Below are 19,829 nucleotides of genomic sequence, written 5' to 3'. Positions count from 1 at the left end.
CTGCCACAAAATGTAAAATTATGGAATCTATCTATGTATTTGCCAAATGGAAAGTTAAAGAAGGCCAACTGGAGACTGTACTAGGCTTACTTCCGGATGTTGTAAAGAAAAGTACCGAAGAAGAAGGAAATCTTTTCTATAAGATCCATCAAAGCAACTCCGATCCAAACACCCTTGTATTGTTTGAAGGTTACAAAGACGAGGCCGCCTTAAATGAACACCGCAATTCAACCCATTTTCAGACGCTGGTAGTCGGACAAATCGTGCCGCTGCTGGAAGAGCGTGAGGTTACTTTAACAACCTACCTGCCGTTAGACCAGCAGTGAAATAAACTTCAGGATGCATTGGTTTAAGCATTCAATGTTGTCAACTGAAGAGAGCTTCTCTCATTTTTGTCCTCCTGAAAGGATCTTCCCGCCCCTGTCGGGACAGGCGGGATAAATAGAGCCATGCCTGGTTTGTGAAAGAAACAAATACATTCAGAATCCAACGGCCGCCGGTCTTGCCACGAGGTCCTTTCAGGAGGACAGCGAGGTATGAGGATAAAAGAGACTTTTTCCTAAAGCCTTCAAAATTAAAAAAGATAAGGGGCTTTCCTCGTATCATGTGCTGTCTGAGCCATGTGTTATTTTAGTGTAGAGGTAAGGTTAAAATAAAAGTATTTTTTTGGTACAAATAGGGTTATGGTTCCTTTCAGCGCGAACCGTTGTAGCTGTGCGTTGGCAATCTTTTTGCCGCGAGGAAAGCCCATGGCTTTGCGCGGGGGAGGTTCGGCAGAAAGTGCCCTTTTTTTGGTTACTATTTTTGGGCAAGCAAAAAAAGTAACAGGTGGTAGGGAGAGATATGTTCTGGACTATAAACCGACTTTGCAAACAAGAAAAAAATGAAGAGGCTAGTGGAAGGATAATGACATGGATAATAAACAAATAAAAAAAGAGTGAACTCTAAATGCTGTAAATAGAACAATATCCATGAATCTAAAATAACTCAGAAAGAGATTTTCTCAAAAAACACCAGGGACTATACTCTTCTCGAAAAGCATAAACTCTGGTGGGTACTAAAAATCCAACAAATAATTATTTCAGAAAATAAGTCAGACTCAGACGAGCAAAGAAAGGTGTACCAGGTGTAAAATGAATCTCATCTACAGAGGTAGCTTCTCCTTTGAGACGACTTTCAGTCGCAAACTGTGTTTCTTTCCAACGGGTATTAAACAGGTTCTGAACCGATAAGCCAACAGCATACGTAGGTTTGGTATAGTTCGCTTGCAAATCCGTTACAAAATATCCTTTCGCTACAATAGAGTTATCCTCATTGGCAGGACGATTTCCCATATACCGATACCGCAATGATCCGCTAAAACCCTTCTGACCTGTTAGCGACAAACCACCTGTAGTCGTAAATGTAGGAGCCAAAGGCAAATAATTCTGACCTGCTAGCTCTCCAATAGCTCTCGGACGAGCCGTATTCAGATCTACATCGGCATATAGACTACGTGTAAGCTGATAACGTACCGACACATCAATACCCTGTCTGCGCGATTTGCCACTTGGCTCTATTACACCTTCATCACCCACATATACAAACTCCTGATCCAGCCACAGATACCATAAGGCCGCATTGATCAATAACTTAGGGAAAGGCTTCACAATCATCCCCAGATCTGATCCATAGGCAGCAGGCAAAATCTGTTTGCCGTTTTGTGGTACTACCACCCGTGTATCATTGGAGTGAAAGCCTTTGCCTGTATTGAGGTAAAACTGAAAACGGGAATTAGGTGTATAGTAAAAATTAAGCTTAGGAGAAACGATAGTTCCATTTGCCTGTTTGGTAGTCACCGGGTTTTGTAGTAAGTCGGTATACTGGTCACGGAAATAATCTATCCGAACCCCTGCATTCACTGTCCACTTAGGTGAAATATGAACCAATTCATCAATATATAGACCTGCGTTTAGTTCATTCACATCTCCATACTGAAGTCTTTCCAGCGTTTCCGTTCTGTTTTTAGTATGAGACAATTCTGAATTCTGAGTCAGATCCTGTCTGTAGCTGGCTCCAAGAGTAGAAATCCACTGAGTAGATCCCAGGTAGTAAGTTTTCTGAAAGCTGCCGTTATATCCAAACAGATTACGTCCCTCCTTCTGACGGATCTGGTCTCCGTTTACAGTATCTTTCAGGAAGAAAGTAAAGTTAGAATAGAGCTCAAAATTATAATTGCTGTAAAAGAACTGATTTTTAATCAGACTGCCACCAGGAGTAGCTGTCGTGAACTCAGCATTGACATTGGTTCGGCTGGTCTCACCACCTTCTGTAGGGTCAATAGAACCATAAAAGTCAATTAATCCGGAAGCCACTGCCCGGTCCGGGATCTGTCCGGAGTGGTTCCACTTGCTATAAAACGTAGAAGCTGTAACTAGTAATTGAGTTGCCTCACTCAGCTTACCCTGATACTTGCCTAACAGATTAAAACGTTTAAAATGTTGTGGATTATCAAAATACGAATCAGAGTAGGAATATTCCGAAGCCAGATAGGCGGAATGTCCTTGCTGACGCATTTTCTGTCCCAGCATATTAAAAGCTCCTACAGCCCGGTATGTGTTGTATTGCCCAACTTCCAGCTTCACCAGGCTTTTTTCCAGTACATTCTGTGTATGGAAGTCTACCCAACCTGCTGTAGTAAAATTTCCTTTGGCTGTATGGTAAGGACCTTTCTTAAAATCTACATTTTCTACCAGTTCCGGAATCACGAAATGCAGATCGGCATATCCTTGCCCGTGAGCATGAGAAACCATATTGACAGGCATACCGTCTACGGTTAAGCGAATGTCAGTGCCATGATCCAGATCAAAACCCCGTAAAAAAATCTGTTCAGCTTTACCCCCTCCGGCATGTTGACCGATAAACAATCCTGGCACCATACGTAATATCTCCTGTGAGTTGGTGATAGGACGTAGTTTTATATCCAGTGAGGAGATAATCTGCTGGTCATGTGCATGTATAGAAGAGACAGTAACCTCACTGAGTTGTACAGGAGCTGCCTGTAAGGCAATCGAAAGGGGTTGATTATGGATAGTAGAGGGAACAGATATATTCAGCGATTGACTGACGAAACCTACATAACTCACAGATAGTGTATAGCTTCCGTCTGGAATGTTCAGAAAGGTAAACTGCCCCAGTTCATTTGTTTTTGTCATCTTCGAGAAAGCCTTTGGGTCAGGTTCTCCACTGGAAGTATTGGCTTTGGTGGTAAGTGTAATTGTAGCATTACTCACATATTCTCTGGTCATCTGATCCATTACAATTCCTTTTAAAGGATGTATCTGTCGGCTCTGAGAATAGGATAAAGTGGTGAAGCAAAGAAGCAACAAAAGAATGGTACAAACTGAAAATTTCATAAAAAGGCTATAACTATTTGCGTCTTCGATAAAATACTCTCTTTTCCAACTAACAACCCAGTTCCAACAAACTACTGTCTGGAGAAGGCGTATCCGGATGAAAAGGTATTTTGTCTCGGTAGATGACTACCGTTTTATTTTCGTAGGATAAATGAGGGCTTAAAGGTAACGTTTTATTCAGGGATCTCTTCAAAAAATATTTTGAATGGCCCATAAGCTATCTTATTCAGAGGAGTGCTGATGGTATGCTTTTTTGAGCTCCATTAGACAGTTCATACACAGGCAGGTACCTGACTCTGTGTTCTCACGGATGTATTGCAACTCCAGTGGAGTGAGGTCTACATACATACAATCACATTTTGAAACAGAGTTTACCTTACAGGCAAATGCAGTGCCGCATCGCGGACACTCAACAGGATAATGCTTTTCCATAAAGAATAGTATAACTGCCCTATCTTTACGACAGAGCAGTTTATGGGATACTAAGAAATAGAAATAAAAGAAGTCGTAGTCTTATAACTTCATCTGCTGTATCATTCCCCAGGTTGGTGTTATCACCAACCTGAACGGTGGGAAACAACTCGTTGGTGATAACACCAACGATGGGGAGAAATAAGAAATCACAGCATTAAAGCTTCATCTGCTGTATTCGTACTGCATTCAGGATAGCGAGTAATGCAACTCCTACATCGGCAATTACAGCTTCCCACAGATTGGCAACACCTCCGGCTCCCAGAATTAATACGCCTACCTTTACAATCATAGCCAGACTGATATTCTGCCAGACTATACGTTTAGTCAGCTTACCTGCTTTAATGGCAGATACAATTCGTGAAGGCTGATCATTCTGAATCACAACATCTGCTGTTTCAATAGCTGCATCGCTACCCAATCCACCCATGGCAATGCCTACATCAGCCAGCGCAATAACCGGAGCATCATTTACTCCATCTCCTACAAAGGCAATCTGCTTGCCTGCATTTTTTAAGGCTTGTACCTTTTCTACCTTTCCTTCTGGTAGTAAATCCCCATATGCCTGATCGATACCTAGTTGTCTGGCAACAGCATCTGCTACAGTCTGTTTGTCGCCAGAGAGCATTATCGTTTCCAGCCCCAATGCATGCATAGCTTTTATTGCCTGCGCTGCATCCTCTTTGATCTGATCTGCAATGGTAATATAACCGGTATAATTACCATTAACGGCAACCACTACAATGGTATCCACGATGCTATGTAAATCTTCCGGATAAGTTATGTTATACTTTTTCAGAAGTTTTGTGTTTCCTGCCAGCACCTCTTTTCCTTCAATGATTCCCTTGAGGCCATGACCAGAGATTTCCTCTACCCTTTCTACCTTTAGGTTTTGATCAGATTGACTTTCTGCATATTCTGCAATAGCTTTGGCGATAGGATGCGTAGAGTGACTTTCGAGGGATGCCACAAGCTGAATAAATTCTGTCTTATCCGACTGGTCTGTGACTATCTGTTGTACTTTGAATACGCCATGAGTCAGCGTTCCGGTTTTATCCATCACAATACTGGTCACCTGAGTCATGACGTCCAGATAGTTAGAACCTTTAAACAGAATGCCACTCCGTGACCCTAAGCCAATACCCCCAAAATACCCCAATGGAATCGAAACAACCAATGCACAGGGGCAACTGATAACCAAAAATACCAGTGAACGATACAACCAGTCCGTAAATACATAGGTATCTACGAAGAAATAGGGAATCAAACAAACGGCTAACGCCAGGAAGAAAACAATCGGTGTATATACTTTGGCAAAGCGGGAAATAAATAACTGCGTCTGTGATTTGCGGGCTGTTGCGTCCTGTACCATCTCCAGAATACGACTCAGCTTGCTGTCCTTAAACAGGGATGTTACTTTGATCTCACTGACGGTATTGAGATTAATCATTCCGGCAAATACTTTTTCGCCTGTCCGTTTGGTGTCCGGCTTGCTTTCTCCTGTCAAAGCAGCCGTATTAAATGAGGCCTGTTCGGAAAGCAATTCACCATCAAGAGCTACCTTCTCCCCTGCCTTAACCTGGATAGTTTCGTTCAGCTGTACGTCTTTGGGATTAACTACCAACGTCTGACCATTTCTGAGTACAGTAACCTCATCAGGACGAATATCCAGCAAGGCTTTGATGCTTCGTTTAGCCCGACTCACCGCCACGTCCTGAAACCACTCGCCAATCGAATAGAACACCATTACAGACACACCCTCACTATAAGAACCAATCGAAAAAGCACCCAGTGTGGCTACACTCATCAGAAAAAACTCATTGAAAATATCCAACCGCTTCAACTTTCGAAAAGCCAATGCCAGTACATTATAACCCGCCAGCAAATAGGCCACACCAAAAATGACTAGGTCGACTGGAAAGGGTGGTTTAATAGTAAATCCATACTCCAACACCAGCATACCCACCAGAATCGCCAGCGACAAAAGCAATGGCCACTGGCTTAACCAACCAGCAGAATCATTTCCATGTGAGTGCCCATCATGTGAGTGATCATGGTCATGATCGTGTGAATGTCCATCTTCTGCACTGTGGGAATGCTCTTTCGTGTGGTTATGATCATGGGTATCATGACCACAGCAATGGTCATGATGTGATGCCGGAACTGGCCTGAAGAGAGACAGTCGGCCTTTAGAAGAAATATTTTTAGGTTTTGTTGGATCTTGCATAAGTTAATAATCGAATAGTAACTTCATGTACATATAAATACGGATACTGTTGTCAATGCGACTGCTCCCTGACAATTATTTCTAGTGTACGTAAAAAGAGATGATTCCTGTCAGAATCAAGGTTACTCCTGTAATAATGCCTGCATTATGTTCTATCTTATGCCAGTTTATCTTAAGTATACCCGAATACGCAACCCGTACCCAACTGATCATACCCAGAATAGTCACCACCATATACACAAACGTAAGAAGCACAAGAAAGCCTGTTCCATAAGATCCCGCCATCAGAAAATAGCCTTCTATCTCCAGACAAGGAGAGAAAAACATCGCGACTACCAGTGATAAAATTATCTTTCTTTTATTCTGTCGGCCTGGTGCATCAATATGAAAATGTTTGTGATGGTGATGCTGATAGATAAAGAAAATGCCAAGCAGAACAAGTATAACAGGAGCCACAATATGCGTAAACTGGTTAACAGTCTCTGACAGCTGGAATCCGATCAGACCTAAAACCCATCCTAACAAAACTGTACTGACAGCATGTGAAAGACCGGCTATAAAGGTAATGCGGGTAGTGTATGATAAAGTCCATCCTTCTTTTCTGCCAATTGCAATAACGGGTAACCAGTGATTCGGTATCAGTGCATGCAACAGACTCAATACCAGACTCCCTGTAAGAATTGTAATCATTGTATGGTTTGTTAAAATCTATGGAATAGGTATCCCTCTTATTTTGCCTGAGAAGATACCCTAAGCCTCTGACTGCTGTTAAGTGCAACCAGTTGGCAATAGTATATAGCCTGTGAGTGAATACTCTCCGGATGTTAAACAACAAGGTAAAGGAAAATATCTCTCTATGGATCAATTTGTTTGGTGACAGCCAGAATAAAGTATTATCCTAACCGATTTTGGGAGGCTGCCAGAATGAGAAATATGCATATACAGGTTTGGCTACCCAGCTCTTAAACGACTGGCTATCCTGATATATAAGCGTAGGCATGGAAAAATCAACCTGTAGTGGCGAAATCAGAGAAATTCCACAACAAGTGCATACACACAAAGGTGAACAAAGATCTGCTGAAGAAGAGGGGTCTCCCTGACAATATGAGGTAAGCACCGTAATCTCTGCAACTGACTCTTCAGAGAGCATAGGTAATTCATCTCTGCATGGTATACATGAGATGCACCAAAGCCATAATCCCCAGAAAACAATCAAACGTTGCATAGACCAAAGGTATAGAAAACACCATTCAATTGTGTTGCAAAAGGAAAATTTGCGAACTCTATATCTGTTTTCTCTATAAACAAAAATTCCCGGAAGGAAACCTTCGGGGAATTTCAGTAACAAACCACTTACAACCTAAATTTTATTTTTATATCTATGATCAGATTTTTTGTCTGAGGATATGTCTGCTTGACTAACACTACAAAGGTAGTACAACTTTACCTTTTGTAAAGTCGTAATCTGCTCATTATCATACATGTATGCCTTCTATTATATTTTTAGGGAATTAGCGTTTCAGAGCTGCTGAGATCTGTATATCAGTAAGTCTGTGTATTGCTTAAGAGCGTTTTCCTTCCCGTTTTTCAATCAGGAATGTTCGCCAGTCATAACAGAGTTTCAGAAACTCTTTTGTATCAAATTCTTCTTTTTCGATACTAGGCCCATTCATGACTAGCTCTACTATTTTGGATCTTACACTACCCCATAAAAACCCCTGGACGATAATAGCACCCGGCAATGAAAAATCAGGGATTTGTTCGGCAATCATTTCTTCCAGCCATTCAATGAATTCATCCAGATCCTCCAAATCACTGTATGCCTTGATTGCAACCAGATCCTGATAAGGTTCATTTACAAGAAACACATCAACAATTCTGTCTTTGGAAAGGGTATATTTTTCTATGCGATAAGTAATCATAATGGATATGTATTCAAGTCTTCACACTAAGATTTTTTCTTTGTTCTTAAATAGGATCTATCTGCTGATGTTAAAGTATCTTAAATAAAGTTAAAAAAGTGCTAAAAGCTACATTGTTAATTGTCTTCCTGTCCTTCTTTCTCTACTATTACCTAATAAATACGTAAACCGTTGCCTTGGTTTATCAACTATCTTCTCAACGACTATGAGGATAATCTCTACTTTTTCATACCTATTGCTTGTCTGTGCCTGCCTATCATTTTCAGGAGCCTATTCTATGGAAGGGCATCCATATCAGCAGCAAAAGCGTTACACCATTTCAGGGTATGTTCGGGACTCTACTTCTGGAGAAGTACTGGCAGGAGCCACTATCTCTACCGGAGATCCTTCTCACCAAGTAACATCAAATACCTATGGTTTCTATTCTTTTTCCCTGCCGGAAGGCTCCTATACACTCTACTATTCCTATGTAGGCTATCATACTACCCGTCACAAAATCTCACTAACAACTGATCAGAGAATAGATGTACAACTGTCCGTACAGTCAATAGGGCTGGAAGAAGTAGTAGTCACCGAAACACAACCATCTGCTACACCTGATGCAATGGGGTCGCATCAACTCTCCATGCAAATGGTACGCCAGATTCCCGCACTGGGTGGCGCAAGCGATATTATCAAATCATTGCAACTATTACCAGCTGTAACTACTATTGGAGAGGGTTCAACAGGCTTTTTTGTCAGAGGTGGTGGTTCAGATCAGAACCTGATTTTACTGGATGATGCACCCCTGTATAATGCATCCCACCTGCTGGGTTTTCTTTCGATATTCAATGAAGATGCTATCAAAAGTATAACACTCTACAAAGGCTATTTTCCGATACGGTATGGAGGGCGTTTGTCGTCTGTATTAGATCTGCGTATGAAAGAAGGAAATACCAAAATCTTTCGGGCTGCTGGTGGTGCAAGCCTGCTGGGTGGAGCACGGTTGGTAGCTGAAGGCCCTCTCCTGAAAGGAAAAGGCTCATTTATGGTGGCAGGACGGCGCACGTTTGCCGAGCCTCTGCTGTGGCTAGCTACCACAGACTCTACTAACCGTGTACAGTTTAATGGTACCCGCCTTTACTTTTATGACCTGAACGGAAAGATGAATTATACTTTCAACGAACGGAACAGCCTGTTTCTTTCGGCATACATAGGTAGAGATGTAAACAAACTTTCCATTCTGGACTATGCCATTAACTGGGGCAATGTCACCGGATCACTTCGATGGAATCATATTTTTAACCCTAGGCTTTTCTCCCATTTCTCGCTTATCTACAGCAACTATGATTACAATCTGAATACACCTTCTGCTGGAAACCTGTTTGACTGGCGGTCTAGAATCAAAGACTGGAATGCCAAAGCAGATTTTTCGTATATCAAAAATGAATCCCTCTCATTTACTTTCGGTCTTAATACCATCAGCCATACCCTGCGTCCAGGGTATAACCAAGTCAGTAGTACATATGATATTCCCAGCCGGAATGCACTCGAAAGTGCTATCTATGGAGGAATGGAAGGAAAGATAAATGAGAAACTATCCATAGAACTGGGACTCAGGTATTCTCTCTTCCAGAACATAGGAAAGACGACCATTTATTCCTTCAATCAGGGCACTGTCATAGATTCTGTCCACTACCCAAAAGGCAAGATTTTCCATTCCTCACAGGGATTTGAACCCCGGTTTCAGTTCAGTTACCGGATCAATCAACAAAGTTCTCTAAAGGCCAGCTATATGCGTAGTACCCAGTACCTCCAGATGTTATCCAACTCCTCTCTTTCCTTTACAGCTTTTGACATCTGGTATCCCAGTGGCCCTCATCTCAATCCATTGCATTCCAATCAGTATTCTATAGGGTACTTCAGAGAGATACCTGACTATGCTATGCGATTTTCGGTAGAGGCTTATTACAAAACCATCGTTAATCAGACCGATTTCAGAGATAATGCCCAACTGGTATTTAACCCCTATATAGAAGGCGAATTACTGTCTGGAAAGGGGCAGTCCTATGGAATTGAATTTCTACTTCAGAAGAGTACAGGACGTTTTAAGGGGATGCTCTCCTATACCTTTTCCAGAGCCAAAAGACAGATTGCAGGAATCAACAATGGTAATTCCTATCCTGCTCTTTATGATCAGCCAAATAAAATCGCTTTTACAGGACAGTATGAAATTTCCAGCCGTTTTTCCGTATCTGCCAGCTGGATTTATAACACAGGCAATCCCGTCAATTTACCTACCGAAAGTTTTCAGTATGAGGGACAAACCATTCCTGTGTATGGTAGCCGCAATGCAAGTCGCTTACCTGATTACCACCGCCTGGATCTTTCGGCTACACTGAAAGGCAAAGATAAACCTGCCAGCAAGTTTAGTCACTACTTCGTTTTTTCAATCTATAATGCCTATGCCCGTAAAAATCCCATGACCATTTACATCGGAGAAGATCTTTCAGCTACAAGAGACCGAAACAATCCTAAAACGGTAGCTAACCGGATTTATCTGTTTTCCATTGTACCTACTATATCCTATAATGTTGTACTAAAATGAATGCATTTAGAAACTATCGTCTTCCTGTTACACTTCTGTGCATGCTGCTGACTACATCCTGTGTAGAACAAATGGATTTGAATGAACTAAGTGGCACTGTCACAGGCAGGATTGTAGTGGAAGGACTAATCACTAATGAGAAGAAAGCGCATCTGATCCGGATAAGCCGGACAGATGTACCAATCCCTCAATCACCTCAGGCAAGTGTATCACAGGCTAATGTTTCTATTTCAGAAGGGACACATACCTATCTGCTACATCCATTGGATACTCTTCCCGGCATATATGCCACTGAGGATACTGTACAGGGTGAGGTAGGTAAGACCTACACATTACATATAGAAATAGATGGACAGGTATACACTGCTTCCTCTACCATGGAACCTGTCACGCCATTTACACCTGAAAAGGAGATCTTCCGGACACCCAATCGGCTCGAAAATCCTTTACCAGATAACTTTGCTATTTATCAGTTGGAATTTCCCAAAGTACGGTATGGTGTAGCCAAACCCGCAAAGGTGGTCTATCTGGCACAAGACCCGATAACTCAGGATCTGCTCAGTGCTTTTCACTATGAATTCCCCGGTGTAGATCCACAAGGATTTCTGTTAAACTTTCAGGGGCATAATGCACAACTGATGCTGGAGGAGGAAACAGTGATACAACAATACAAATATTCACTAACTCAGGCAAACTACGAATTTATACGGGCAGTATACGCACAGACAGCCTTCAAAGGAGGGCTATTTGACCGGGTTGTAGCAAATGTCCCTACCAATATGAGCAATGGTGCACTAGGCTTTTTTGGTGCCTCAGAGGTCATATCCCGTTCGTTTTTCTTCCGCAAAGATTTGTTGCAGTAATGGGATTAGAAGTAGGATTGTGATTTAGGGTTATTTTACTCACCTAATGACTTTCAATAAGGAGAATTCATCCATTCTTTTATTATTTTCTTCTCAATACTAATGTCGCTTTTCCAAAGAAAGACTGTATAAGCATCATTACCTTCTAAGCCATCTTCGCTAATAGTATCTAGCCCCTGATATCCAATTAGTGCTTGATATATACCTGCAGAAATTTGAAACTCAAGTAGATTATTAGGGTATTCCATGGCATAAGGTATGGATAAAATACCAGAAGAGATAGTTATGCTAGCTTCTACTACCTGATCATACTCGTTGATATCAATGTCAGGCTTTATAGCCAAAACGGCTATTTTTAGAGGTACAACCATATTTCTAACTGTAAAAACATTGAGTACTCCTTTCCCAACACTAAGCAATGACGTCATTTCCTCTTTGTCAAATTTGGGCATGTGAGAGGTTATACTGTTAGAATCTGCTATTTCAATCTGAAAATAATCCGCAAAAATAGTCAGGTTATACTCCATTGTTACTAAGTAGGGCTATTGGCCACCTCCATTAAAGTTGAAAAAACTTGCTAAAAATATGAAAGTTGGTCTTAAATAGTAAACAGGCATTCTCTTTTTATAGGTTACAGCACAACATAGCAGGTATGCTTTTTGAATCTTGCTGAAATATGGCAACTTTATGGAAATATCTCCGTCCTCATCAAGTACTTATTTTTCTGTCTTTACTCTTTGCAACCGGAGCCCAACTGCTAACACTGGTAGATCCCATCATCTTTGGAAAAATTGTAGATGAGTATACAAACCCTGCTGTGGTATCTACTGCTTATCCACCAGACATCGTTAGCCAAGTGCTTGTCTGGCTGGGAATAGCCTTTGTGGTAGCGTTGGGTGCTCGCTTGTTTAAAGCCTTACAGGAATATACAACACGTCTTACTGTTGCCCGTTTTGGCCGTCAGATTTTTGATGAAGGCCTCCGGCAAACCTTGCGCCTTTCGTTTCCGGAATTTGAAGAAAGTAGCAGTGGAGAAACACTTTCCATTCTGCAAAAGGTAAAGACAGATACAGAGCGTTTTGTGCAATCATTTATCAATGTGTTGTTCTCTACGTTAGTTGGGGTTGCGTTTCTGATCTGGTATAGCATTACCAAAAATGGTGTACTGATCGCATTTTTCTTGTTAGGAATAGTGTTGTTGGGGTCATTGAGTGGACTACTTTCCAAACAAATTAAATCCATCCAGCGGTCTATTAATAAACAAACCAACCGCTTGTCAGGAGTGATTACAGAGAGCCTGCGTAATGTGGAGCTGATTCGTAGTCTTGGGCTCACATTTTCAGAAATCCGCCATCTGAAAGAGTTAACTCTGAAGATTTTTGAATTGGAATGTACCAAAGCAAAACGTGTACAATCGCTTTCGTTTTTTCAGGGTATCACGCTGGCACTATTGCGTCATTCGATTTTGTTTATCCTGCTCTGGCTTATTTTTCATAAACAACTCAGCAATGGTGAACTTATCACAATGCAGTTTATTTCTACAACTATCTTTGGGCCTTTGCAAGACTTGGGTAACCTGATTCTGCAATACAGAGAAGTTGAGGCTTCTATCCAGCACTTTGATGTTTTGATGAAAAAACCTGTAGAGCAACGTCCGCCACAATGGGTTGAGATAGATCAGTTGCATACACTACGATTTGAAGATGTCGTTTTTCGTCATAAGACTGCCTCTTACAATGCAATCGACGGTATTTCATTTGAAGTTAAAAAAGGCGAAACTATCGCTTTCGTAGGACCATCCGGTTCAGGGAAGTCCACGCTGGTAAAGTTGCTGGTAGGATTATATACTCCACAACAGGGAAAGGTTTATTTTAATGAGCATCTTTCGTCTACTATCCGCTACAATCCCCTTCGACGACAGATCGGCTTTGTATCTCAGGATACCCATTTGTTTGCAGGCAGCATAGCCGATAACCTGCGATTGGTAAAACCTGATGCTACAGAAGAACAACTGCGGGATGCGATGGAAAAAGCATCAGCTACCCGACTCCTGACCCGTTCGGCAGATGGCCTCAATACCATGCTGGGAGAAAACGGACTGAAACTATCTGGAGGAGAAAAACAACGGCTTTCGATTGCGCGGGCGTTGTTACGTCAACCCCAACTGCTGATTTTCGACGAGGCGACATCCGCTCTCGACTCTATCACAGAAGAAGATATTACAGATACAATTCGTGAGATCTCACAAAGAAGAGGCCAGATTACCATTCTGATAGCTCATCGTTTGTCTACTATCCTGCATGCAGATGTGATCTATGTACTCGAAAAAGGAAAGATTGTGGAAATGGGCAACCACGATGATCTTCTGAAACAGAAAGGGTTGTACTACGCTATGTGGAGGCAACAAATTGGAGAACGAAGGAATGATTAGTGTACCCTCTAGGTAGGTGATTAATTATAATTTAAAGGAAGAAGAATGGGTAATTTATCCATTCTTCTTTGCCAGGCCAGATAAACCAATTTATTAAAAGCCTCCCAACTACGTTATTATTGATTAGCTTTAGGATATTAGGCGTTGTATCCATTTATTTTTAGAATGTGCCATCAGCCATGAGAGGCATAGCGACAAAAGGGTAACTCCTATAAAAAACAGCGTACTGTACTGATCTACACTCATACCCAGTTTGTCAAACACATAAAATACAACAGTCATAAAGATTCCGTGTGAGCAGTACATCCCTAGACTTAGTGTTCGCAACCAGCCGACATAAGGTGTCAGAAAAGCAAAATAGAGTTTCCGAAACCATAAAAACAGGAATGTGACCAACGGTACCAGAAAAAGATACATGTTATATTCCAGTGCTAAATCATGATGTTGTATTAATAAGGCTTCTGCCAGGTACAAAAGTCCAAAAAGAATTATATATAATACCAGTTGTGTTCGATTGAAGGCTGGGCGGTACCAGGCAATCATAGCTCCCAAGGCCAGGAAGATAGAACCAAAAAAGATTAGATTTCGGGTAGTGTCAAAGTAATAATTATAAAAAGCGTACATTTTTCCCAAGAGTGTATCCGGATTCAGCAAGCCATGGTAGGTGTCTCCCAGCAATCCTGTCAGATACAAGAGAATACCCACTGCCAGTAAGGTGCGAAATCGTTTGATTTCTACAAAAAAGTACACAATGACAGTACAATACATCAGTGAAAGCAAGTACCATAAGTGAAAGTGAGAGCCCCATAACAACAAGCGTTGCAGATAAGTCAACAAAGTAGCTACCAGGTCGTGCTTCTTTTTATAGATAAAGTACAGATCATAAGGCAGATAAATTAGTGTCCATAACAAGTAAAGCACGAGTATACGTTTGAGAAATCCTACCAATAATTTTCTTTGCTCGGATACACTGGAAGTCTCAAGGACTTTCGTAAAAAAGAGAAATCCTGAGCTAATAAAAAAAAACGGAACTGCTACACGTGTGATAATATTTTCGAACAAAAATCCGAGAACAGGATGAATGTCGTAGAAAGGACGGGTGTGAATGGAAATAACCAGAAACGCCGCTAGGAATTTCATCAGATCAATACCATTATAGGTTCTTTTGGCTGATGTGGTAAGTGTGGATGTTTGCATGTAATTACTTCTTGAGGCTTATAAGGGTTTTGTTTCCAAATCTGTAGTAAAGGTAAATATGCTTTTGATAGGGAAATTATGTATTCGACAAAATACTATTATTTCGCAATCAGTAGTAAATTGCTATGCCTTTGATGTGAACAAAAACGAAGATATGGAAATTGTGTTTATATACCATATTTAAGATTATCTGGAAACAAAAATTCCCCGGCGGAAACCACCGAGGAATTTCAGTAACAAACCACTTACAACCTAAATTTTATTTTTATATCTAAACCAGACGTTTTGTCTGAGGATATGTCTGCTTGACTAACACTACAAAGGTAGTACAACTTTACCTTTTGTAAAGTCGTAATCTGCTCATTATCATACATGTATGCCTTCTATTATATTTTTAGGTAATTAGCATTTCAAAGCCGTAATGTGCTGATAAATAGAGATATAAAGCGTATTTGGAGAGAAATAGAAATATATGATATATATCTATGTGTTGCTATTTTTATGCAATTCTTGGAAGTTTCTGTCATTACGATCAAATAGCATGAAGAAAATTGTTGATAATCAACGATGTAGCTAATTATTTATAAAGCACTTTCAGATGGATTATTCGTAATGAATACAGACAGTTCTGTTATTGGAAATAGCATCTTCTAAAAAGTGAATAATCCGATATTGGATTTCAACTAAGATATCCATGTCATTTGTTTCTGGGATCTGTATTTCATGAATCTGTTTTAATGTACTGGTTAAATCTGGTATTTGCCAACTATCCTCCTCATACCATCCAATATGAAGATGATAATAATAGGCAAGATGTGTCCATCTTCCAGAAATAGGATCAACTTTAATGAGATTCATAATGGCATTAAAATATCCATCCCATAACCGGATTTGCTTTGTAGTTAACTCATCCTTTTGAGTTAGAATTATTTCAGGCTCTCCTTCAAAGCCATCGTAGTAGTTTATGATTTCTGTTGGCATACGAGAATATTGACACCCCTATAGATTTATATTCTCTTTGATCAAAAGATTAGTGGTGACAAGGTCAGTTTATAGACTATTATGACTGCAAATGGATATATACCTGAAAGGTTTTTTCTTGTATCGTATCTGTGTTATCCCAATAACGGTGATCCAGTTCATCCAGTGCCTTTGCTTCCTCTGCTGTCAGGTATTTGGGTATGTCCCATAAAGCTTCCAGACGCTCATCGTCTCCTAGTCTTTCAATGATGCTATACTGTTGTGTAATAATGGCCAGACAATCATTGGCTTGCAGTTTGGTCAGACAACGGACTGCATGGGTATAACAGTCATAGCCCCAGTTACAGAAAAACTGAATAAAGCCACCATTGTACATATCCATTTCTAGCTTCCAAAGGGCTGCCAGTTCTTGTTCTTCCTCAGATAAGCTATCCCAGTCATGTCCACCAGATTGGTTAAGTTTAGTGACATAGGCTGATGTGAAGTCAAACCATTTTTTATCAAGGTCAGTAAGTTCGGAATCCGCCATACAGTTAGTTTAGATCAGTATTTTGATTTTTTCTGCAAAATATCAGAATTATAGTTAGACACACATAAAAAATAACTGCAATCTGTTTCCTGATCAAAATAGAAACTGACCAGATCGTATTGACAATATCAGATCCAGATTAAGACAGATGCCAGATGTACCGTAGCCAAAAAAGGAAACCTTGGATAATCAGAAGATCGGTATTCAGTTCTATAATTTCATACTTATAAACATGGCCTTTTAAACAAAGCATCTTCGGACGTTTAAACAAAGTCGAGTGCTTCGAGGGTTTCTACCTTTGTCTCAACAAAAACAAATTAAAATCATGAGACAAAACAATTATCAGGGAGCGTTGCAACAGCCAGTAGGTTCTGGGTTTAACGCTAAATCAACAACAACTGAAGTAATCAAGGGTATCGACCTTTCCGGGAAAATCGCCATCGTAACCGGAGGTAATACTGGCATCGGGTTGGAAACAACAAGAACGCTTGCCACAGCAGGTGCAACTGTAATCGTGCCTGCCAGAGATATAGAAAAGGCAAAACGTAATCTTGAAGGTGTCGATAATGTAGAACTTGAACCGATGGATCTCATGAATCCGGATTCCATTGATGCTTTTGCTAAAAAGTTCATCGATTCGGGCAGACCACTTCATCTACTCATTAATAATGCCGGCATCATGTGGGTTCCGCTACGTAGAGATAACCGTGGTATTGAATCACAGTTAGCGACTAACTACTTAGCTCAGTTTCAACTTACAGCGAGGTTATGGCCAGCTCTTAAAAAAGCTAATGGTGCACGCGTAGTGAATGTCTCTTCACAGGGTCATCAGTTCGCACCATTCAATTTTGATGATCCGAATTTTATAAACAGAGAATACGAAACGTTACAAGGATATGGTCAATCCAAGACGGCTGTCAACTTGTTTTCAATGGAGTTGGATAATCGCGCACAATCATCCAACGTACGTGTGTACAGTGTACATCCAGGCTCTATCGCAGGAACCGAGTTAGGAAGAGAAGCATCATTGGAACTATTTCAGAAAATGGGATTCCTTGATGCAGATGGTAACCTTCTGCCGGAAGTAGCGGCTTCATTAAAGACCATCCCGCAAGGTGCCGCTACTACGGTATGGTGTGCTACTTCACCAAAGCTTAACACTATCGGAGGCGTTTATTGTGAAGATGGAGAAGTTGCTGAGTTGGCTTCTGATACCAGTATGTCTGCTGGCGTAAAATCATATTCATTAGATGAAGTCAGTGCCAGGCGCTTGTGGACATTGAGCGAAGAACTCACTGGCATTTCATTCAAAATTTAATCATCTTGATACTGCTATGACAAGTCTTAAAAATAAAGTTGCTGTGATAACAGGCGGCAACAGTGGAATAGGATATGCTACAGCGAAAGCATTGCGTGAAGCGGGGGCGAATGTAATTATAACAGGTCGAAGAAAGGAAGCAGTTGAAAAAGCCGCCCAAGACTTAAATGTAAGCAGCTTAGTGTCCGATCAGTCCGTACTGTCGGACATTGAGACCCTGGCTGCCAATGTTGCGCAGCAATTTGGTAAAGTGGATATATTACTGATCAATGCAGGGATCACAAAATTCGCACCTATTGAGCTGATAACAGAAAATGTATTTAATGAAGTCATGGATGTTAATTTCAAGGGCGCTTATTTTACCTTAAGTAAATTCATTCCTGTATTGAATGATGGTGCATCGGTAATACTCTTGTCTTCCACGTCTGCTACTATTTCCCCTCCAGGTGCATCGGTATATGCAGCAAGCAAGGCAGCATTAAATGCCGTAATGAAAATTGCCGCTCTTGAGTTGGCTTCACGAAAAATTCGTGTAAATTCCGTCAGTCCTGGCCCTGTATCTACGGAGATTATGAATAAGCTTGGCTTGGATAAAAATATTGAGGAACAAATGATTGGCAGCATTCCATTAGCAAGGGTTGGAAAAGCCAGTGAAGTAGCAGATCTGATCACATTTTTATCAGGAGAAAATGCTTCATTTATTACGGGTTCTAATTTTCTCATTGATGGTGGTCAGTCGGTGTAATATGCAGTTGATAATACCCGAATGAGGCACAAGAAAAACAACCAAGCTGGCAGAGATTGTTTGCTCAACAGTAACTGAAAGAGAAAATGGAATTTAAAGCAAAATACATAACCGATGATATTAAACTTTCCTGGTATGAGGATAAGTTTTTCAAATCAGACATCATGTTTGATCATCACATGCTTGTGTGGTTTATTTCAGGGGAAACTAAAATTGTCCAGGCCGATGCCTCGTACATTTTTAAAAAGGGTGACATCTTCCTGATTCCCAGAAATCAGCTTGCTACTATTATCAATTATCCGAAAGATGGTAGTCCTCATAAGACAGTAGTTATGCATCTATCTACTACCAGACTTCGGGAGTTTTACGCCAACCTGAATGTGAAACCAAAAGCATCAGAGCAGCGAATCCTTCATTATAACAATCATCCGCTATTGGAAAGTTGCCTCTCTTCTCTCATACCGTACTTTGATATGAAAGAGCTCCCAACGGAAATTGCTTCTTTGAAGATCACCGAAGCTATCAGCATTCTAAGAAGCATCGATAAGAGCATCGATAATGTATTGGCTAATTTTGAAGAGCCTGGAAAAATTGATCTGATCACGTACATGGAAAAAAACTTCATGTTCAATCTTCCTTTGGAAAAATTCGGTTATCTCACTGGAAGAAGTCTCACCACGTTCAAAAGGGATTTTAGTAAGGCATTCAATACAACTCCTCAGCGATGGCTTACGAAAAAACGATTGGAGCTGGCACATTACCAATTTGTAGAGAAGAAAAAGAAGCCAATCGAAGTATGTTATGAGGTGGGCTTTGAAAACCTATCGCATTTTTCGTATGCTTTCAAAAAGCAGTTCGGTTATGCACCTTCCGCGTTGGTCGATAAAGAGAGGTGAGGCTGTTCATTTCAACTTACTAAGATGATAAGTATATTCATTCTGTACCTAATCAGAAAATTTCTGTCCGGAAAAAGAAAATACCCGTGATCACGAATATGTAATCGAATCATTTTCGTGTTTGATCAGAATACCGATCACTCAATGCTGTCAACTTAAGGACTGTTTACAATCCAGATCGTTTATGAGTAGGAAATTTTCGTCGGGAACTTTTCTGTCTGGGTCTAGGGAAGGTACGTCCTGGTCGCCAAGGGATCTTGTATTTTT

17 protein-coding genes are annotated in these 19,829 nt (G+C 40.8%); 7 read left to right on the top strand and 10 right to left on the bottom strand.

The window, feature by feature from the left end; translation table 11 throughout:
- The first annotated feature begins 20 nt into the window (after positions 1 to 20).
- Positions 21 to 326, top strand: coding sequence for a putative quinol monooxygenase (locus tag QNI15_RS27260; protein ID WP_314034773.1), 306 nt, complete (start codon positions 21 to 23; stop codon positions 324 to 326).
- 750 nt (positions 327 to 1,076) lie between these two features.
- Here QNI15_RS27260 and QNI15_RS27255 read toward each other — a convergent pair.
- The 6 genes from QNI15_RS27255 to QNI15_RS27235 form a co-directional block, all read right to left on the bottom strand.
- Positions 1,077 to 3,395, bottom strand: coding sequence for a TonB-dependent receptor (locus tag QNI15_RS27255; protein WP_314034771.1), 2,319 nt, complete (start codon positions 3,393 to 3,395; stop codon positions 1,077 to 1,079).
- A 222-nt stretch (positions 3,396 to 3,617) separates the two neighbouring features.
- Positions 3,618 to 3,827, bottom strand: coding sequence for a cysteine-rich CWC family protein (locus QNI15_RS39020; RefSeq protein WP_390902217.1), 210 nt, complete (start codon positions 3,825 to 3,827; stop codon positions 3,618 to 3,620).
- Positions 3,828 to 4,023: 196 nt separating this feature from the next.
- Positions 4,024 to 6,093, bottom strand: coding sequence for a heavy metal translocating P-type ATPase (locus QNI15_RS27250; RefSeq protein WP_314034769.1), 2,070 nt, complete (start codon positions 6,091 to 6,093; stop codon positions 4,024 to 4,026).
- An 81-nt stretch (positions 6,094 to 6,174) separates the two neighbouring features.
- Positions 6,175 to 6,783, bottom strand: coding sequence for a hypothetical protein (locus tag QNI15_RS27245; protein ID WP_313981074.1), 609 nt, complete (start codon positions 6,781 to 6,783; stop codon positions 6,175 to 6,177).
- Between the two features lie 208 nt (positions 6,784 to 6,991).
- Positions 6,992 to 7,318 (bottom strand): hypothetical protein, encoded by a 327-nt coding sequence (locus QNI15_RS27240; RefSeq protein ID WP_313991833.1) that lies wholly within the window; start codon positions 7,316 to 7,318, stop codon positions 6,992 to 6,994.
- Positions 7,319 to 7,655: 337 nt separating this feature from the next.
- Complete coding sequence (locus tag QNI15_RS27235) at positions 7,656 to 8,015, bottom strand: hypothetical protein (protein WP_313991836.1); 360 nt, start codon at positions 8,013 to 8,015, stop codon at positions 7,656 to 7,658.
- Between the two features lie 205 nt (positions 8,016 to 8,220).
- On the opposite strand from QNI15_RS27235, the gene QNI15_RS27230 reads away from it, so the two are divergent.
- Complete coding sequence (locus tag QNI15_RS27230; RefSeq protein ID WP_313991838.1) at positions 8,221 to 10,602, top strand: TonB-dependent receptor; 2,382 nt, start codon at positions 8,221 to 8,223, stop codon at positions 10,600 to 10,602.
- Positions 10,599 to 11,465 (top strand): DUF4249 family protein, encoded by an 867-nt coding sequence (locus tag QNI15_RS27225; RefSeq protein ID WP_313991841.1) that lies wholly within the window; start codon positions 10,599 to 10,601, stop codon positions 11,463 to 11,465. Before QNI15_RS27230 ends, QNI15_RS27225 begins: the two co-directional genes overlap by 4 nt.
- A 53-nt stretch (positions 11,466 to 11,518) precedes the next feature.
- Here the strand turns inward: QNI15_RS27225 and QNI15_RS27220 are convergent, their stop codons facing one another.
- Positions 11,519 to 11,917 carry a hypothetical protein gene (locus QNI15_RS27220; RefSeq protein WP_314034767.1) on the bottom strand — a complete coding sequence of 133 codons (399 nt, stop codon included), beginning with the start codon at positions 11,915 to 11,917 and terminating at the stop codon, positions 11,519 to 11,521.
- Positions 11,918 to 12,141: 224 nt separating this feature from the next.
- Between QNI15_RS27220 and QNI15_RS27215 the strand changes: the two genes are divergently transcribed.
- Positions 12,142 to 13,896 carry an ABC transporter ATP-binding protein gene (locus QNI15_RS27215; protein WP_314034765.1) on the top strand — a complete coding sequence of 585 codons (1,755 nt, stop codon included), beginning with the start codon at positions 12,142 to 12,144 and terminating at the stop codon, positions 13,894 to 13,896.
- A 129-nt stretch (positions 13,897 to 14,025) separates the two neighbouring features.
- Here QNI15_RS27215 and QNI15_RS27210 read toward each other — a convergent pair whose 3' ends face one another.
- The 3 genes from QNI15_RS27210 to QNI15_RS27200 all read right to left on the bottom strand — a co-directional run bounded on the left by QNI15_RS27210 (position 14,026) and on the right by QNI15_RS27200 (position 16,603).
- A complete protein-coding gene (locus QNI15_RS27210; RefSeq protein WP_314034763.1) occupies positions 14,026 to 15,093 on the bottom strand; it encodes an acyltransferase in 1,068 nt (355 codons plus the stop codon).
- A gap of 603 nt (positions 15,094 to 15,696) precedes the next feature.
- Complete coding sequence (locus tag QNI15_RS27205; protein ID WP_314034761.1) at positions 15,697 to 16,074, bottom strand: hypothetical protein; 378 nt, start codon at positions 16,072 to 16,074, stop codon at positions 15,697 to 15,699.
- Positions 16,075 to 16,153: 79 nt separating this feature from the next.
- Entirely contained in the window at positions 16,154 to 16,603 is a 450-nt protein-coding gene (locus QNI15_RS27200; protein ID WP_314034759.1) for a DMP19 family protein, read from the bottom strand.
- A gap of 298 nt (positions 16,604 to 16,901) precedes the next feature.
- Between QNI15_RS27200 and QNI15_RS27195 the strand changes: the two genes are divergently transcribed.
- The 3 genes from QNI15_RS27195 to QNI15_RS27185 all read left to right on the top strand — a co-directional run bounded on the left by QNI15_RS27195 (position 16,902) and on the right by QNI15_RS27185 (position 19,562).
- A complete protein-coding gene (locus QNI15_RS27195; protein ID WP_314034757.1) occupies positions 16,902 to 17,921 on the top strand; it encodes an SDR family NAD(P)-dependent oxidoreductase in 1,020 nt (339 codons plus the stop codon).
- Between the two features lie 16 nt (positions 17,922 to 17,937).
- Entirely contained in the window at positions 17,938 to 18,666 is a 729-nt protein-coding gene (locus tag QNI15_RS27190) for an SDR family NAD(P)-dependent oxidoreductase (protein WP_314034755.1), read from the top strand.
- 86 nt (positions 18,667 to 18,752) lie between these two features.
- A complete protein-coding gene (locus QNI15_RS27185; RefSeq protein ID WP_313991861.1) occupies positions 18,753 to 19,562 on the top strand; it encodes a helix-turn-helix domain-containing protein in 810 nt (269 codons plus the stop codon).
- Positions 19,563 to 19,829: the final 267 nt, after the last annotated feature.

This window comes from Xanthocytophaga flava (assembly GCF_030068545.1).
Classification (GTDB): domain Bacteria; phylum Bacteroidota; class Bacteroidia; order Cytophagales; family 172606-1; genus Xanthocytophaga; species Xanthocytophaga flava.
This window is presented reverse-complemented; position numbering and strand designations above follow the sequence as displayed.

What these genes read in the sequence shown, in the direction of transcription:
- QNI15_RS27260 (WP_314034773.1), top strand. Translation starts at nt 21, where the DNA reads ATGGAATCTATCTATGTATTTGCCAAATGGAAAGTTAAAGAAGGCCAA.
- QNI15_RS27255 (WP_314034771.1), bottom strand. Translation starts at nt 3,395, where the DNA reads ATGAAATTTTCAGTTTGTACCATTCTTTTGTTGCTTCTTTGCTTCACC.
- QNI15_RS39020 (WP_390902217.1), bottom strand. Translation starts at nt 3,827, where the DNA reads ATGGAAAAGCATTATCCTGTTGAGTGTCCGCGATGCGGCACTGCATTT.
- QNI15_RS27250 (WP_314034769.1), bottom strand. Translation starts at nt 6,093, where the DNA reads ATGCAAGATCCAACAAAACCTAAAAATATTTCTTCTAAAGGCCGACTG.
- QNI15_RS27245 (WP_313981074.1), bottom strand. Translation starts at nt 6,783, where the DNA reads ATGATTACAATTCTTACAGGGAGTCTGGTATTGAGTCTGTTGCATGCA.
- QNI15_RS27240 (WP_313991833.1), bottom strand. Translation starts at nt 7,318, where the DNA reads ATGCAACGTTTGATTGTTTTCTGGGGATTATGGCTTTGGTGCATCTCA.
- QNI15_RS27235 (WP_313991836.1), bottom strand. Translation starts at nt 8,015, where the DNA reads ATGATTACTTATCGCATAGAAAAATATACCCTTTCCAAAGACAGAATT.
- QNI15_RS27230 (WP_313991838.1), top strand. Translation starts at nt 8,221, where the DNA reads ATGAGGATAATCTCTACTTTTTCATACCTATTGCTTGTCTGTGCCTGC.
- QNI15_RS27225 (WP_313991841.1), top strand. Translation starts at nt 10,599, where the DNA reads ATGAATGCATTTAGAAACTATCGTCTTCCTGTTACACTTCTGTGCATG.
- QNI15_RS27220 (WP_314034767.1), bottom strand. Translation starts at nt 11,917, where the DNA reads ATGCCCAAATTTGACAAAGAGGAAATGACGTCATTGCTTAGTGTTGGG.
- QNI15_RS27215 (WP_314034765.1), top strand. Translation starts at nt 12,142, where the DNA reads ATGGCAACTTTATGGAAATATCTCCGTCCTCATCAAGTACTTATTTTT.
- QNI15_RS27210 (WP_314034763.1), bottom strand. Translation starts at nt 15,093, where the DNA reads ATGCAAACATCCACACTTACCACATCAGCCAAAAGAACCTATAATGGT.
- QNI15_RS27205 (WP_314034761.1), bottom strand. Translation starts at nt 16,074, where the DNA reads ATGCCAACAGAAATCATAAACTACTACGATGGCTTTGAAGGAGAGCCT.
- QNI15_RS27200 (WP_314034759.1), bottom strand. Translation starts at nt 16,603, where the DNA reads ATGGCGGATTCCGAACTTACTGACCTTGATAAAAAATGGTTTGACTTC.
- QNI15_RS27190 (WP_314034755.1), top strand. Translation starts at nt 17,938, where the DNA reads ATGACAAGTCTTAAAAATAAAGTTGCTGTGATAACAGGCGGCAACAGT.
- QNI15_RS27185 (WP_313991861.1), top strand. Translation starts at nt 18,753, where the DNA reads ATGGAATTTAAAGCAAAATACATAACCGATGATATTAAACTTTCCTGG.